Below are 16,152 nucleotides of genomic sequence, written 5' to 3'. Positions count from 1 at the left end.
GCGGCATCCTGCCGACTTATCATTGATTCAGGCCGCAAAACGGGTAAATTGCCCGCCGCAGTCGAATGAACAGAACACACCCGAGGGGGAACCTTTGCAAGGTAAAGCGCTCCAAGATTTCGTCATCGATAAAATTGATGACCTGAAAGGCCAAGACATTATCGCTCTGGATGTACAAGACAAATCCAGCATCACCGATTGCATGATCATCTGCACCGGGACCTCTACCCGTCACGTGATGTCGATCGCCAACCACCTGGTGCAGGAAGCTCGCACCGCCGGTATGGAACTGTTCGGCATGAAAGGCCAGGAAGCCTCCGACTGGATCGTTGTCGACCTGGGTGACGTGATCGTTCACGTGATGCAGGAAGAGAGCCGTCAGTTGTACGAGCTGGAAAAACTCTGGAGCTAAACGGTGAAACTGCAACTGGTAGCCGTCGGCACTAAAATGCCAGACTGGGTGCAGACCGGTTTTATGGATTATCTGCACCGCTTTCCCAAAGACATGCCGTTTGAGCTGACCGAAATCCCGGCGGGCAAGCGCGGCAAGAATGCCGATATCAAACGCATTCTGGAAAAGGAAGGCGAGCAGATGTTGGCTGCGGTAGGCAAAGGCAATCGCATTGTCACGCTGGATATCCCCGGTACGCCGTGGGAAACGCCGCAGTTGGCGCAACAACTCGAACGCTGGAAGCAGGACGGCCGCAACGTCAGCCTGCTGATTGGCGGCCCGGAAGGGCTGGCCCCGGCGTGCAAGGCCGCCGCCGAACAGAGTTGGTCGCTCTCACCGTTGACATTACCGCATCCTTTAGTGCGCGTGCTGGTGGCCGAAAGCCTCTATCGCGCCTGGAGCATTACAACAAATCATCCTTACCACCGGGAATAACCGGTGGTAATAGTGACAGAGTGAAATAAAGCAGCGGGATGAAAATAGAACGTAACCCTTTTCGCGACTATACGGCTGAATCTGCCCTGTTTGTACGCCGCGCCCTGGTGGCGTTCTTGGTCATCCTGGTGCTGACCGGCACCCTCATCGCCAATCTGTATAATCTGCAAATCGTCCGCTTTGAGGATTACCGCACCCGCTCCAACGAAAACCGCATCAAACTGGTGCCGATCGCCCCCAGCCGCGGCATTATTTACGATCGCAACGGCACCCCGCTTGCGCTCAACCGCACCATTTACCAACTGGAACTGATGCCGGAAAAGGTCGATGATCTGAAAGCCACGCTGCAGGCGCTGCGTTCGGTGGTCGATTTAACCGATGACGACATCGTCAACTTCGAAAAAGAGCGCAAGCGCTCGCGTCGTTTCGTCTCTATCCCGGTGAAAACCGCCCTGACCGAAGTGCAAGTGGCGCGTTTTGCGGTTAACCAGTTCCGCTTTCCCGGCGTAGAGGTCAAAGGCTATCAGCGTCGCTATTACCCTTATGGCTCCGCCCTGACCCATGTGATCGGCTACGTGTCGAAGATCAACGACCGCGACGTCGAACGCCTGGATAAAGACGGCAAGTTGGCCAACTATGCCGCGACCCACGATATCGGCAAGCTGGGTATCGAACGCTATTACGAAGAAACTCTGCATGGCAAAACCGGCTACGAAGAGGTTGAAGTCAATAACCGTGGCCGGGTGATCCGTCAATTGCATGAGCAGCCGCCTTCCGCCGGCAAAGACGTCTATCTGACGCTGGATCTCAACCTGCAACGCTATATCGAGCAGTTGCTGGTGGGCAGCCGTGCGGCAGTGGTGGTGAGCGATCCTCGCACCGGCGGCATTCTGGCTATGGTGTCCAACCCCAGCTATGACCCGAACCTGTTCGTCGATGGCATCTCCAGCAAGGATTACCAGGGGCTGCTCAACGATCCGAACCGGCCGCTGATCAACCGTGCAACGCAGGGGCTCTATCCACCGGCATCCACGGTGAAGCCTTATATTTCCGTTTCGGCGCTCAGCGCCGGAGTGATCACCAAGAACACCATCGTCTTCGATCCCGGCTGGTGGCAACTGCCCGGCTCGGAAAAACGCTTCCGCGACTGGAAAAAATGGGGCCACGGCCGCCTGAACGTCACCAAAGCGCTGGAAGAATCTGCGGATACCTTCTTCTACCAGGTCGCTTACGACATGGGCATCGATCGCCTGTCAACCTGGCTGACCAAGTTCGGTTACGGCGAATATACCGGCATCGATCTGTCCGAAGAGCGTTCCGGCCTGATGCCGACCCGCGACTGGAAATTCAAACGTTATAAAAAGCCCTGGTATCAGGGGGACACCATTCCGGTAGGTATCGGCCAGGGTTATTGGACGGCGACGCCGATCCAGATGGCCAAGGCGCTGACCACCCTGATTAACGACGGCAACGTCAAAACGCCACACCTGCTGCAGAGCACCCGCATCAATGGCGTGCTGGTCCCTTTCCAGCAGGAAGAAAGCAAGCAGATCGGCGATATTCATTCCGGCTTCTGGGAAATTGCCAAAGACGGCATGTATGGCGTGGCCAACCGCCCGAACGGGACGGCGCGCAAGTACTTTGCAGGTACACCATACAAAGCCGCGGCGAAATCGGGGACCGCACAGGTATTCGGTTACGAAACCTATAACGCCCACAAACTCGCAGAGCACCTGCGTGACCACAAACTGATGACGGCCTTCGCTCCCTTCGATAATCCGACGGTTTCGGTCGCCATCATTCTGGAAAACGGCGGTGCCGGTCCAGCGGTCGGGACGATCACTCGTCAGATCCTCGACCATATCTTGCTGGGCGACAACAATACGCAATTACCGGACGCGGCTCCGCTGCCGCCCGGTGTAGAAGGTGATTAAGGTAGAACATGACTGAAAGCCAACAAAAAGCGTCGATCTGGACCAAAATCCATATCGACCCTACATTCCTGCTGCTAATTCTGGCCCTGCTGGTCTACAGCGCCTTCGTGATGTGGAGCGCCAGCGGCCAGGACATCGGCATGATGGAGCGCAAGATCGGCCAGATTGTCATGGGGTTGATCGTCATGGCCGTCATGGCGCAAATCCCGCCGCGGGTCTATGAAAGCTGGGCGCCGTATCTGTATATTTTCTGCGTGATACTGCTGATTTTAGTGGACGCCTTCGGCCAGATCAGTAAAGGCGCACAGCGCTGGCTGGATCTCGGCTTCGTGCGCTTCCAGCCGTCCGAGATCGCCAAAATCGCGGTACCGTTGATGGTAGCGCGCTTTATGAACCGCGACGTCTGCCCCCCTTCGCTGAAGAATACGGCCATTGCGCTGGTGCTGATTTTCCTGCCGACGCTGCTGGTTGCCGCGCAGCCGGATTTGGGCACCTCGATTCTGATCGCCGCCTCCGGCCTGTTCGTGCTGTTCCTGTCCGGCATGAGCTGGAAGCTGATCGCCGTAGCCGCCGTGCTGCTGGCGGCCTTTATCCCGGTGCTGTGGTTCTTCCTGATGCACGGCTATCAGCGCGACCGCGTCATGATGCTGCTCGATCCGGAAACCGACCCCCTTGGCGCCGGTTACCACATTATTCAGTCGAAAATTGCCATCGGCTCAGGCGGCTTGTCCGGTAAAGGCTGGCTGCATGGCACCCAGTCACAGCTGGAATTCCTGCCGGAGCGCCACACCGACTTTATCTTCGCGGTGCTGGCCGAGGAGCTGGGGCTGATCGGGGTACTGGTGCTGCTGGCGCTGTACCTGCTGGTGATTATCCGCGGGCTGATGATCGCCGCCAAGGCGCAAACCACCTTCGGCCGAGTGATGGTCGGCGGGCTGATGCTGATTTTGTTCGTTTATGTGTTTGTTAACATTGGTATGGTCAGTGGTATTTTGCCGGTAGTTGGCGTACCTTTGCCTCTGGTCAGTTACGGGGGGTCGGCGCTGATTGTGCTTATGGCTGGGTTCGGCATTATCATGTCGATCCACACGCATCGGAAAATGATGTCTAAAAGTTTATAAGGGGTGAGTAATGCGTAAGGAATGGCTTTGGATCGGCGTAGTTGCGGTGTTGCTTTCCGCCTGTACCGCCCCGACCACGGAACAGCAAGCGCCGCCGCAGCAGCCGTATAACGGACCGGTGGTGGAAATCGGTGGCGTTGAGCCTCAATATGAACCCTATAACCCTAATAACCTTCAGGATTATAAGGTTAATGGCGAGACTTACCGCATTGTGAAAGATCCTCAGAACTTCTCGCAGACCGGTCTGGCCAGTTCCTATGGCGAAGAAGCCAGGGGCAATACCACCGCGCTGGGGGAACAGTTCGATCCTAACGGCCTGACCGCCGCGCACCCGACGCTGCCAATCCCAAGCTACGTACGCGTGACCAACCTGGCCAATGGCCGCCAGTTGGTGGTGCGAGTTAACGATCGCGGGCCTTACACCAAAGGTCGCATTATCGATTTGTCGCGAGCCGTCGCCGATCGTCTGAACCTGTCCAACAACACCAAGGTCAAGGTTGATTTTATCAACGTTGCTCCCGATGGCACCCTCAGTGGCCCTGGCACCATCGGCACCACCGTCGCCAAACAAAGCTATGCCCTCCCCGCTCGCCCGGATCTGGGCTCCAGCAGCATGGGAACCCCAATTCAGCAGGACGCCCCGGTGGCCAGCGGTGCCGCCGTGCGCCCGATTGACAACAGCAACCTGAATACCGGCGATGCCGCCCCGGCAAGCACCGCCGGCAATAGCCGCAGTGGCTTTCTCGGTGCGCCAAGCGCCGTACCGGCTGGCGTATTGGAAGGCTCCGAGCCTGAACCCGCCGCCATTGTCGCACCGGTCGCCGCGACCGCAGCCGTTGCCGCAAGCAGCGCCTCTTCAGCAGGCGGCTATGTGGTACAGGTCGGCGCGTTGAGCAGTGCCGAACGCGCGCAGAGCTGGCAACAAAGCCTGAGTCAAAAATTTGGCGTACCGGGTAAGGTTGCCGCCAACGGCAGCGTTTACCGCGTTCAGCTCGGCCCGTTCAGCGACCGTCAACAAGCGGCTCAGCTGCAGCAGCGTCTGGCCACTGAAGCGCAGCAACAATCTTTTGTCACTGCCGCACCTTAAACGTAGACCGGCGGACAATCACGACCGATAAGCTGACTTTTAGCTGAAACATTTTCTTTCAGCAAAAGCTTGTAAAGCGTGATGAGTCAGAGGATTGGCTAATGCCTGCCGGGATCTCATCTGTTATAGTGTGGCTCGTTTTTAACTTTACCCTCATGGATGTTGTAGTCTCGATCATGAAACAAGTAACTTCTTTTCGCTTAATCAAGAGCATAGCGCTCGGCACCGTTATCGCGATGAGTGCAACCACCGTTGCGCATGCCGATGACGTTAATATCAAGACCATGATCCCAGGCGTGCCGCAGATCGATGCGGAATCCTACGTCCTGATTGATTACAATTCCGGTAAAGTTTTGGCGGAAATGAACGCCGATGCGCGCCGTGATCCTGCCAGCCTGACAAAAATGATGACCAGCTACGTCATCGGTCAAGCGCTGAAAGCCGGCAAAATCGGCCAGGAAGATCTGGTGACCGTAGGTCAAGATGCCTGGGCGACCGGCAACCCGGTATTCAAAGGCTCTTCCCTGATGTTCTTGAAGCCTGGCGACCGCGTACCGGTCTCCAAGCTGACCCGCGGCATCAACCTGCAGTCCGGTAACGACGCCTGCGTGGCCATGGCCGACTACGTGGCCGGCAGCCAGGACGCATTCGTTAACCTGATGAACACCTACGTCAGCAAGCTGGGCCTGCAAAACACCCACTTCCAAACGGTACATGGCCTGGACGCTCAGGGTCAGTACAGCTCCGCACGCGATATGGCGTTGATCGGCCAGGCGCTGATCCGCGACGTGCCGGACGAATACGCAATTTATAAAGAAAAAGAGTTCACCTTCAACAACATCCGCCAGATGAACCGTAACGGTCTGCTGTGGGATACCAGCCTGAACGTGGACGGCATCAAAACCGGCCATACCGACGCCGCGGGCTACAACCTGGTCGCTTCCGCTACCGAAGGCCAGATGCGTCTGATCTCCGCGGTGCTGGGTGGCCGGACTTATAAAGGTCGCGAAACCGAGAGCAAGAAACTGCTGACCTGGGGCTTCCGCTTCTTCGAAACCGTTGCGCCACTGAAAGTGGGCAAAGAGTTTGCGTCTGAACCAGTCTGGTTCGGCGATGCAGATCGCGTTGAGCTGGGCGTAGACAAAGACGTTTACCTGACCATCCCACGCGGCCGCATGAAAGATCTTAAAGCCAGCTACGTGCTGAACACCCCGGAAATTCATGCGCCACTGGCTAAAAACCAGGTTGTCGGCAGCATCAACTTCCAGCTGGACGGTAAAACCATCGATCAGCGTCCGCTGGTGGTGATGAACGAAGTGAAAGAAGGCGGTTTCTTCAGCCGTATCGTGGATTACATCAAACTGATGTTCCACCACTGGTTCGGTTAACAGTTGAAATGGGCAAAATTGCCCCCATATACTGATTAACATTAACTCCCGCTCCGGCGGGAGTTATAATTTATAGACTCGCTATATCGATAGCCGCACTCTGGAGCGCACATGAAAACTAAACTGAACGAACTGCTCGAATTCCCTTGCTCATTTACCTACAAGGTAATGGGCCTGGCACAACCCGAGCTGGTAGACCAGGTGGTTGAAGTGGTGCAGCGCCACGCTCCTGGGGATTATAACCCGCAGGTTAAACCTAGCAGCAAAGGCAATTACCACTCCGTGTCCATCACCATCAATGCCACCCATATCGACCAGGTGGAAACCTTATATGATGAGTTGGGCAACCTTGAAATTGTCCGCATGGTGCTGTAATTCCAGCACAATCCTCTACTTTTCAGCCCGGGCCAGAGCATCCTCTGCCCGGGTTGCGCATTTTTGGTCAGCGAAATGCTGGTCGCGGGCCAGAGCGCCCGGTATAATGGCTTTACCACTTCTGTAACCTGACGATGACTCTTTTGCAACCAGACAAGATCATTTTGCGTCAGCTGGGGTTGCAGCCCTACGAGCCTGTATCCCAAGCCATGCACAACTTCACCGATCGCCGAACCGAAACCACGCCCGATGAGCTGTGGCTGGTTCAGCATCAGCCCGTATTTACCCAGGGCCAGGCCGGTAAAGCGGAGCATCTGTTAATGCCGGGTGACATTCCGGTGATCCAGAGCGATCGCGGTGGCCAGGTAACCTACCACGGGCCGGGGCAACAGGTGATGTACGTGATGGTCGATCTGAAACGCAGCAAGGTTGGCGTTCGCCAACTGGTCACGGCTATCGAAGATACCGTTATTAATACCCTCGCCCACTTTCACATTGAATCGCGTGCCCGTCCGGATGCGCCCGGTGTTTACGTAGGGGAGCAAAAGATCTGTTCGTTGGGTTTGCGGATCCGCAAAGGCAGTTCATTCCACGGCCTGGCCCTGAATGTGGCCATGGATCTCACCCCTTTCCAGCGTATCAACCCTTGCGGTTACGCCGGCATGCAGATGGCGCAGGTCAGCGCGCTGGCGCCCGGCGTCGGCATAGAAGACGTACACCCCGTCCTGGTACAGGAATTTGTTCATTTACTCGGCTACCCGAAGGTCGAGCTTCGTAACTGGAACCTGCACGATTATGAGTAAACCAATTCAGATGGAACGCGGCGTCAAATACCGCGATGCAGACAAAATGGCGTTGATCCCGATTAAAACGGTGGTCACCGAACGGCAGGAGCTGTTGCGTAAACCCGAGTGGATGAAAATCAAACTCCCTGCCGACTCTACGCGCATTCAGGGCATTAAAGCCGCAATGCGTAAAAACGGTCTGCATTCGGTGTGCGAGGAAGCTTCCTGCCCGAACCTGTCTGAGTGTTTCAACCACGGTACCGCCACTTTTATGATCCTGGGCGCTATCTGTACTCGTCGTTGCCCGTTCTGCGACGTGGCCCACGGCCGCCCGGTGGCCCCGGATGCCAACGAGCCGGAGAAACTGGCTCAGACCATCGCCGACATGGGCCTGCGCTATGTGGTGATCACCTCGGTTGACCGCGACGATCTGCGTGACGGCGGTGCCCAGCACTTTGCCGACTGTATCTCTGCCATCCGCGCTAAAAACCCGACCATCAAGATTGAAACGCTGGTGCCTGACTTCCGCGGCCGTATGGATCGCGCACTGGAAATTTTGACCGAAACGCCGCCGGACGTGTTTAACCACAATCTGGAAAACGTGCCGCGTGTTTACCGCCAGGTGCGTCCGGGCGCTAACTACGAATGGTCATTGAAGCTACTGGAGCGGTTCAAGGAAGCGCATCCGCATATCCCAACCAAGTCTGGCCTGATGGTCGGCCTAGGGGAAACCAATGCGGAAATCGTTGAGGTAATGCGCGATCTGCGTCGCCACGGCGTCACCATGTTGACCCTGGGCCAGTACCTGCAGCCAAGCCGTCACCACCTGCCGGTGCAGCGTTACGTCAGCCCGGCCGAATTCGATGAAATGAAAGAAGAAGCGATGACAATGGGCTTTACCCATGCTGCCTGCGGTCCGTTTGTTCGTTCTTCCTACCATGCCGATTTGCAGGCTAAAGGGATGGAAGTCAAGTAACCGCAGCAATGATTTGTTACGTTTCCCTCTGCGGAAACGGCAAAAAACGGATGTCCTCGCGGCATCCGTTTTTTATTGCCCGGCAGAAAGCGTGATTAAACGTCTTTCTTTTCGACGCTCTGCGGGTTGGCCTGGCTTTCTGCCGTGTTGGCCGGCGGTGGGGTGGTATCGTCGCCCACGGCCTTTTTAAAGCCCTTCAGCGCAGCCCCCAAATCCGCGCCCAAAGTACGCAGTTTGCTGGTACCGAACAGCAAGATGATCAACACCGCAATCACCAGAAGTTTGGTAATACTGATCCCTTCCATACTCACCTTCTTATTCATATAGCGCTGCGCACGCAGCGAGAAAACAAACCTTGCCTGTGGGTATTTACCTACTTTCTCCGGAGCAAGACAACAGCAACATGTAACAGAGTGAGATCCCCGCCACGGCTCGATTTTATCCGCACTGGACATTAATCAGACTATTCTGAGTTTAGAAGCCGCGTGGTACGCTGTCACCCTGCTCATCATGGAGTTGCCGGATGTACAAACCATCAGTCATAGATACCCGAAGATCCGGCCTTAGCTTTGCCAGACGCACCTACCTGCCGCGTATCGTCGGGTTGGGCATCGGCTCCCTGTGCGTATTTTCAGTTTTCTACACGCAAAACACCGCCCCTTGGTTGTGGGTACTGCTTATTTCGCACGGTTTTATCTGGCCGCACCTTGCCTACCAATGGGCACGACGTTCCCCCCAACCGTTCAAGGCCGAAATCCGTAACCTGCTGCTCGATTCGTTTTTCGGCGGCCTGTGGGTGGCGATGATGGCCTTCAATGCCTTGCCGTCGGTGGTTATCTTATCGATGATGGGAATGAACAACATTGCCGCTGCGGGTAAACCGCTGTTCTTCAAAGGCCTCATGGCACAGCTGGCCGGCGCCCTGACCATCGGCGCCCTGATGGGCTTCCCCTTTCAGCCGGAAAGCACGGCGCTGCAGGTCTACCTGTGCCTGCCAATGATCTACCTCTATCCGGTGCTGCTGGGGTTAGTCACCTACCGCACGGCAAAGCGGCTGGCGGAGAAAAAACAGGAGCTGCTGCGCATCAGCATGCGCGACGGGCTTACCGGGTTGTACAACCGCCGCCACTGGGAGCATTTGCTGCATCATCAATTTGACAGTTGCCGCCGCTATCAGCACACCGCAACCCTAATCCTGATGGATATCGATCGCTTCAAAACCATCAACGATACCTTCGGCCATGCGCTGGGTGACGAAGCGCTGGCCGTGCTGGCGGAAGAGCTGTTAATCGGCCTGCGCGCCGTGGATATCGTTGGGCGCTACGGCGGCGACGAATTTGGCGCAGTGCTGCCCAACACCAGCGCCGAGCAGGCCAGCATCGCGCTGTTACGCATACAGGAACGGCTGAACGAGGTCATTTTTCGCGAAGCCCCGCAGCTTCGGCTCAACATCAGCGCCGGCATTGCGGATTATCACGGCGAGATGAGTGGCTACCTGGACTGGCTTAAGGCCGCAGACAATGCGTTGTACCGTGCGAAGAACAACGGCCGCAATCGCCTGGAGCTGGCCGTACCCGGCCATTGACGCCCAGAGTGACGATTTGCGCTTTTTCTGTCACTTTTGCTACTACAAAACGGGCTGCGCTAGGTGTAACATCCCCTATGCGCAGCTAAACAGCCGTGCCGAACAACGGAGATGACATTCCTCCATAACCGCCCTCACAGGCTGATGATGTCTACGTAACCTCTCAGAGGGGTGCGTAGCGTTACGCCTGAACCTTTCTGAGTTTTATTTCCCCTTGAATGAAAGGTAGTTTCGACCATGTTGAGTTCTTTACTGGCAGTTTTTATTGGCGGCGGTGTCGGCAGCGTGCTGCGCTGGGCCATAAGCATGAAGATGAACCCGCTGAACGCGCACATTCCGCTGGGGACGCTGGCGGTGAACCTGCTGGGCGGTTTTATCATCGGCCTGGCTATGGCGATATTCACCCGGATGACGCATCTGGATCCAACCTGGAAGCTGCTGATTACCACCGGTTTTTGCGGCGGCCTCACCACCTTTTCCACCTTTTCTCTGGAAGTGGTGTATTTGCTGCAGGATGGTCGTTTCGCCTGGGCGCTGGGCAATATGCTGCTCAACCTGGCAGGGTCGCTGGCGATGACCCTGCTGGCGTTTATGCTGGTCATTTGGGTCAACGGGCAATAAGTGATTTCGTTGCCTTAATGTTTCCTTAATCTCCCGTGCGCATAATCTCATCCAGTCACCCCAACTGGATGAGAACTCAGATGCCAAGCCTGCCAAGAACCGTCACTGAAGTTGCCGCAACCCTGCTGTGCCTGCTGGTTGTTGCCGCCTTTATCAAGGTTTATCTGTTCGCCTAAACCGCAGCGCTTCCCCGCCTTTACAGTTGCCCTATTGCCTATTGCCGTTGTTGCATTACAATTGAGAATGAACGTTCACACCCAGAAGGTGAACAACACATTTCTTGGCAAAGGATCGGGACATGATATCCACCAGCGACAGCAAGCAGGCTAAAGTGCAGGCCCGCCGCGATCAGATTGTCGACGCTGCAAAACTCTGCTTTCGCCAGCACGGCTTTCACGCCGCCAGCATGGCGCAAATCGCGCATGCCTCGCAGCTGAGCGTTGGCCAGATCTACCGCTATTTCGACAATAAAGACGCCATCATCGAAGAGATCGTCAACCGCATCATTGCCAGTAAAATGCAGCGGCTGGAAGATCTTGGCGATCATATCAACCTGATCGCCGGCACTTTGGCGGCACGCAGCCTGTTTCAGCAGCCGGGCGAAACAGAAACCGATCACATGCTGATGCTGGAAGTGACCGCTGAAGCCACCCGTAATCCAACGGTGGCTAAAATGCTCAGCGATGCGGAAACGCGCTTGTTCCATCATGTTTGCCAAAGCCTGCGTCGGCTCTACCCGTATTTCAGCGAGCAGGAAATTGCCGCCAGGGTAGAATTTGTCGCGGTGTTGAGCGAAGGCACCGGTTATCGCATGCTCACCACACAAAAGGCCGACGTCAGCTTGCTGAACGGCCTATACCAACAAGCTATCTCTCACCTGTTCAGGAAACCTTAATCCTTATGACCAGACAATTAGCCAGACAACGTCTGGTGTACGCGCTCGTGCTTGGCCTGCTCGCCTCACTGGGGCCGCTGTGCATCGATCTCTACCTGCCCGCCCTGCCGGAGATGGCCGGAGAGCTGAAAACCTCTACCGCCACGGCACAGCTCAGCCTGACGGCCGGCCTGTTAGGGCTGGGTGTCGGCCAGCTGATTTTCGGCCCTTACAGCGACAAGCTCGGCCGCATGCGTCCGCTGCTGGTTTCGTTAGCGCTGCTGCTGTTCGCTTCCCTCTGGTGTGCGCTGGCACCGAATATCGACCAGTTACTGGTTGCCCGCCTGTTGCAAGGACTGGCCGGTGCCGGCGGCGCTGTGATTTCACGCGCTATCGCCCGAGATCTCTATTCCGGGCATGAACTGACACGTTTCTTCGCCTTGCTGATGCTGGTTAACGGCCTGGCGCCGATCGTTGCGCCGGTGCTGGGGGGCGCCATGTTGCAGTTCATGGACTGGCGAGGAATTTTCGGCGTACTGGCAGGGATCGCAGTGCTGTTGTTTACGTTAGCCAGTTTGAAGCTGAACGAGTCACTGCCCGCGGAACGTCGCAGCCAGGGCGGGATATTGGCGATGCTGCAGTCGCTGGGCGGCTTGCTGACCCAACGCCAATTTATGGGCCTGTGCCTGACGCAAGGCTTTGTGATGGCCGGGATGTTCGCCTACATCGGCGCCTCTCCTTTTGTGCTGCAACAGATTTACGGCCTCAGCCCGCAGATGTTCAGCCTGTGCTTCGCCATCAACGGCGTCGGGTTGATTATCTCGGCGCAGGTCTCCAGTCGCCTGAGCATACATTGGGGTGAAAGAAAGGTGCTGAAAGGCGGTTTAACGCTGGCCGCGGTTTCCTCGCTGCTGCTGTTGCTGGCCGCCAGCCTGCATGCCCCATTGACGCTGTTGCTGGTGCCGCTGTTCTTCTCGGTAGCGGTGATCGGCATCGTAGGTCCTACGGCGTCTTCCCTGGCGATGCAAAGTCAGGGAGACAAAGCCGGCAGCGCCTCTGCGTTGATTGGCGTGAGCATGTTCGCTCTGGGTGCCTGCAGCGTGCCGCTTACCGGCCTGGGCGGCACCTCCAGCGTGTCGATGGCGCTAACCATTGTCGGCTGTTATGCCATCGCCATCCTGCTGTTTAAGCTGCTGGTACGCAAACCACAGGCGTAAATCGCCGTAAAAAGGCAATAAAAAACCCGCTCAGGGAGCGGGTTTTAAGAATTTCGGCTACTGTAGCTTAGATAGCGATAACGTTAGCAGCAGATGGCCCTTTGGCACCGTTCGTGATTTCAAATTCTACACGCTGGCCTTCAGCAAGAGTTTTGAAACCATTGCTAGCGATGGCAGAGAAGTGAACGAAAACGTCCTTGCTACCATCTTCCGGAGTAATGAAGCCGAAGCCTTTGGATTCATTAAACCACTTAACGCTACCTTTAATCTTAGACATCAAACTTACCTTTAACGTGAATGTAAGACACAAAACGTGTGTCCAGTACAGCAATTAGACGGGATTTTGTCCACAACCTGGATCACATAAAAACGATAAAAAGTGAAAAAATCCGTCTCCGCCGCTGTAAACCGCCCGCCCCTTTGGCCATTGCCGTCACGGGCAGCCCAATCCTCTCTAAACCCCAGCGAACAGCGGTCGAACGCCTGTTTGATCGGCCGTCAACGCGCATTGACGGCCTGATGCAGACACAATCGCTATGAAATATAACCAGACAGTCTTTTTGCTTCCGGCCGCCCTGCACTAGGGTTAGAACTTATTAACCACTGTGAGCCAAGACTATGACCAGCCAACTGGCCGAAAAAATCATCGCCTACCGCCGTGAACTGCATCAGAACCCTGAGCTGTCCAACCACGAGTTTGCCACGACCGCCCGCCTGACCCGCTGGCTGGAAGAGGCCGGTATCCGTATTTTGCCGCTCGGGCTGAAGACCGGCGTGGTGGCCGAAATCGGCAGTGGCAAGGGACCGATCATTGCCTTGCGCGGCGATATAGACGCCTTGCCGATCGAAGAAATTTCTGGCGTGCCGTTCAGCTCGCAAAACAGCGGCGTGATGCACGCCTGTGGGCATGATTTCCACACTTCAGTGATGCTTGGCACCGCCCACTTATTAAAAGTGCGCGAATCTACCCTGCCCGGTACGGTGCGTATTTTCTTCCAGCCGGCAGAAGAAACCTTTAACGGTGCCCAACACCTGATCGATGCCGGTGCTTTGGATAACGTGGCTGCGGTATTCGGCTTACATAACGCGCCAGAATTGCCAACAGGTACCTTTGCCACCCGTGCAGGCGCATTTTATGCCAACGTCGATCGTTTCCAGATCCTAATCACCGGCAAGGGCGCGCACGCTGCCAAGCCGGAGCAAGGGGTCGATACCATCGTCACCGCCAGCCAGATTGTCACCGCCCTCCAGACCCTGCCCAGCCGCAGCTTCAGTTCGCTGGAATCCCTGGTGGTGAGCGTCACACGCATCGAAGGCGGCAATACCTGGAACGTTTTGCCGCAAACCGTGGAGCTGGAAGGCACGGTGCGCACCCACAGTGATGCAGTTCGCCGTCAGGTACCGGATAAAATCCGCCAGGTGATTAACGGCGTAGCCGCCTCGTTAGGCGCCGAAGCAGAGCTGCGCTGGCAGGCCGGACCGCCGGCCGTCGTCAATGACCCGCGCTGGGCTGCGTTCAGTAAAACCGTCGCGGCCGAAGCGGGCTACCGGGTGGAAGAGGCAGAATTGCAAATGGGGGGTGAAGACTTCGCGCTTTATCTGCACCATGTCCCTGGCGTGTTCGTCAGCATCGGCTCGGCGAGCGAGTTCGGCCTGCACCATCCGCGTTTCAATCCGGATGAACAGGCGATTTTCCCCGCTTCACAATATTTCGAACTGTTGGCGGAGCGCACGCTGCAACAATTAACCACGGTGCCGGAAAAAGCCACCAGCAACGTGTAAAACCTGCCTGATTATTATTTCGCGGCGCAGAGTATTCTGCGCCGCGATTTATTATTTCCCTCACCGTTATATTTGCTATTTTCAACATTTGAATATGCTGTTTTGTTGTTTTACATCCTGATGACGCTAATCAATAGTGGAAGCTCTAAAGAGAGCGCCACACCGGCATTTAACAGGGTGAAAGCAATGAGCAACAGTGCGAATAATCAACGGCAATTGCGTCTTGGCGCCATTTTGCATGGCGCGTCGGGAAATATGTCCGCATGGCGGCATCCGGATGCCACCGCCGACGCCAGTATTAATCTCGATTTTAATATTGCCACGGCAAAGAAAGCCGAACAGGGTAAATTGGATTTCGTGTTTGTTGCCGACGGCTTATATATCAATGAGAAGTCCATCCCGCATTTCCTTAATCGTTTTGAACCGCTAACCCTGCTTGCCGCCCTGTCCGCCGCCACCGACAAAATCGGCCTGGTGGGCACACTATCCACCTCCTACAGCGATCCCTTTACCGTGGCGCGCCAGTTCGCCAGCCTCGATCATCTAAGTAAAGGCCGGGCGGGCTGGAACGTTGTCACCTCGCCACTGGAAGGATCGGCGAAGAATTTCTCGCGTACCGAACATCCGGAACACAGCTTGCGTTACCGCATTGCCAGCGAATACCTCGACGTGACCAAAGGGCTGTGGGACTCGTGGGAAACCGACGCCTTCGTGCGTAACAAGCAGAGCGGCGAATTTTTCAGCGCCGGAAAACTGCATACCCTGAACCATCAGGGGGAGTTCTTCTCGGTGCAGGGGCCACTGAATATCGGCCGCACACCTCAGGGCCGTCCGATCCTGTTCCAGGCGGGCGCTTCGGAAGACGGCAAGCAGTTGGCCGCCAAACACGCCGATGCCATTTTCACCCATCATGAATCGCAACAACAGGCGCAGGCATTTTATCAGGACGTCAAAAAACAGCTGGTGGAACAGGGGCGTGAACCGGATGACCTGCGGATCTTCCAGGGCGTCAGCGTGATCGTCGGTGACGATAATGAAGACGTGGAGCGTCAGTATTGGGAAACCGCGCGCCTGGTCAGCATCGAAAATGCGCTCAATTATCTGGGCCGCTACTTTGAGCACTATGACTTCTCGCGCCACCCGCTGGATGAGCCCTTCCCAGACATTGGCGACCTTGGGCAAAACAGCTTTCGCAGCACCACCGACGCCATCAAACGCAACGCCCGCGAGCGCAATCTGACGCTGCGCGAAGTGGCGCTGGAAGCGGCCTCACCGCGTCCGGTATTCGGCGGTACGCCGGAAGCGGTGGCCGACGGCCTGCAAGACTGGTTCGACACCCAGGCCGCCGACGGTTTCATCATCAGCGGCGGTACGCCCAATTCATTCAACCACTTTGTTGACCGCGTGGTACCCATTTTGCAACAACGTGGCCTGTTCCGCAGCGATTACAGCGGCGACACGCTGCGCGATCACCTTGGCCTGAAGCAGCCACTGAACCAATTTACTCAATAACAATAATAT

General features: G+C 56.2%; 17 protein-coding genes and 1 riboswitch. Of the genes, 15 read left to right on the top strand and 2 right to left on the bottom strand.

Translation table 11 applies throughout. The annotated features are described in order from the left end of the window. Positions 1-94: 94 nt before the first annotated feature. The 9 genes from rsfS (at position 95) to lipA (ending at position 8,552) form a co-directional block, all read left to right on the top strand. Entirely contained in the window at positions 95-412 is a 318-nt protein-coding gene (rsfS, locus tag H5P17_RS13505; RefSeq protein WP_020825618.1) for a ribosome silencing factor, read from the top strand. Between the two features lie 3 nt (positions 413-415). Then, entirely contained in the window at positions 416-886 is a 471-nt protein-coding gene (gene rlmH / locus H5P17_RS13500) for a 23S rRNA (pseudouridine(1915)-N(3))-methyltransferase RlmH (protein ID WP_004949595.1), read from the top strand. Positions 887-924: 38 nt separating this feature from the next. Next, on the top strand, positions 925-2,820 hold the full coding sequence (gene mrdA / locus H5P17_RS13495; RefSeq protein WP_044548858.1) for a peptidoglycan DD-transpeptidase MrdA: 1,896 nt from the start codon (positions 925-927) through the stop codon (positions 2,818-2,820). 8 nt (positions 2,821-2,828) lie between these two features. Next, complete coding sequence (gene mrdB, locus H5P17_RS13490; protein ID WP_044548856.1) at positions 2,829-3,941, top strand: peptidoglycan glycosyltransferase MrdB; 1,113 nt, start codon at positions 2,829-2,831, stop codon at positions 3,939-3,941. Positions 3,942-3,951: 10 nt separating this feature from the next. Then, a complete protein-coding gene (gene rlpA / locus H5P17_RS13485; protein ID WP_182823446.1) occupies positions 3,952-5,028 on the top strand; it encodes an endolytic peptidoglycan transglycosylase RlpA in 1,077 nt (358 codons plus the stop codon). A 176-nt stretch (positions 5,029-5,204) separates the two neighbouring features. Then, positions 5,205-6,416, top strand: coding sequence for a D-alanyl-D-alanine carboxypeptidase DacA (gene dacA, locus H5P17_RS13480; RefSeq protein ID WP_020825614.1), 1,212 nt, complete (start codon positions 5,205-5,207; stop codon positions 6,414-6,416). Positions 6,417-6,527: 111 nt separating this feature from the next. After that, positions 6,528-6,791: a DUF493 family protein YbeD gene (gene ybeD, locus H5P17_RS13475; protein ID WP_020825613.1), complete on the top strand. Its 264-nt coding sequence runs from the start codon at positions 6,528-6,530 to the stop codon at positions 6,789-6,791. A gap of 134 nt (positions 6,792-6,925) precedes the next feature. Next, entirely contained in the window at positions 6,926-7,594 is a 669-nt protein-coding gene (gene lipB, locus H5P17_RS13470) for a lipoyl(octanoyl) transferase LipB (protein WP_044548854.1), read from the top strand. Continuing rightward, positions 7,587-8,552: a lipoyl synthase gene (gene lipA / locus H5P17_RS13465; protein WP_182823444.1), complete on the top strand. Its 966-nt coding sequence runs from the start codon at positions 7,587-7,589 to the stop codon at positions 8,550-8,552. Before lipB ends, lipA begins: the two co-directional genes overlap by 8 nt. Positions 8,553-8,647: 95 nt before the next feature. Here the strand turns inward: lipA and tatA are convergent, their stop codons facing one another. Next, the gene (gene tatA, locus H5P17_RS13460; protein WP_020825610.1) at positions 8,648-8,857 is read right to left on the bottom strand and encodes a Sec-independent protein translocase subunit TatA; all 210 of its coding nucleotides are present in this window, start codon (positions 8,855-8,857) and stop codon (positions 8,648-8,650) included. 218 nt (positions 8,858-9,075) lie between these two features. On the opposite strand from tatA, the gene H5P17_RS13455 reads away from it, so the two are divergent. The 4 genes from H5P17_RS13455 to H5P17_RS13440 all read left to right on the top strand — a co-directional run bounded on the left by H5P17_RS13455 (position 9,076) and on the right by H5P17_RS13440 (position 12,849). Next, entirely contained in the window at positions 9,076-10,137 is a 1,062-nt protein-coding gene (locus tag H5P17_RS13455) for a diguanylate cyclase (protein WP_044548851.1), read from the top strand. Positions 10,138-10,235: 98 nt separating this feature from the next. After that, positions 10,236-10,298: riboswitch (Fluoride riboswitch) on the top strand. A gap of 76 nt (positions 10,299-10,374) precedes the next feature. Further along, positions 10,375-10,758, top strand: a complete 384-nt coding sequence (crcB, locus tag H5P17_RS13450) for a fluoride efflux transporter CrcB (protein WP_020825608.1) — start codon at positions 10,375-10,377, stop codon at positions 10,756-10,758. Between the two features lie 298 nt (positions 10,759-11,056). Continuing rightward, positions 11,057-11,653 carry a TetR/AcrR family transcriptional regulator gene (locus tag H5P17_RS13445; protein WP_044548850.1) on the top strand — a complete coding sequence of 199 codons (597 nt, stop codon included), beginning with the start codon at positions 11,057-11,059 and terminating at the stop codon, positions 11,651-11,653. A gap of 5 nt (positions 11,654-11,658) precedes the next feature. Next, a complete protein-coding gene (locus H5P17_RS13440; protein ID WP_182823442.1) occupies positions 11,659-12,849 on the top strand; it encodes a multidrug effflux MFS transporter in 1,191 nt (396 codons plus the stop codon). A gap of 67 nt (positions 12,850-12,916) precedes the next feature. Here H5P17_RS13440 and cspE read toward each other — a convergent pair whose 3' ends face one another. Continuing rightward, positions 12,917-13,126 (bottom strand): transcription antiterminator/RNA stability regulator CspE, encoded by a 210-nt coding sequence (cspE, locus tag H5P17_RS13435; RefSeq protein WP_002210315.1) that lies wholly within the window; start codon positions 13,124-13,126, stop codon positions 12,917-12,919. A 341-nt stretch (positions 13,127-13,467) separates the two neighbouring features. On the opposite strand from cspE, the gene H5P17_RS13430 reads away from it, so the two are divergent. Together H5P17_RS13430 and H5P17_RS13425 are read left to right on the top strand one after the other, a co-directional pair. Then, positions 13,468-14,631: a M20 peptidase aminoacylase family protein gene (locus H5P17_RS13430; protein ID WP_182823441.1), complete on the top strand. Its 1,164-nt coding sequence runs from the start codon at positions 13,468-13,470 to the stop codon at positions 14,629-14,631. Positions 14,632-14,817: 186 nt separating this feature from the next. Then, complete coding sequence (locus tag H5P17_RS13425; protein ID WP_044548831.1) at positions 14,818-16,143, top strand: LLM class flavin-dependent oxidoreductase; 1,326 nt, start codon at positions 14,818-14,820, stop codon at positions 16,141-16,143. Positions 16,144-16,152 lie beyond the last annotated feature (9 nt).

It is taken from the genome of Serratia sp. OS31, assembly GCF_014164835.1.
Lineage (GTDB): Bacteria > Pseudomonadota > Gammaproteobacteria > Enterobacterales > Enterobacteriaceae > Serratia > Serratia liquefaciens_A.
The sequence above is the reverse complement of the archived record's forward strand: the minus strand, read 5'-3'. Positions and strand labels throughout refer to the sequence as shown.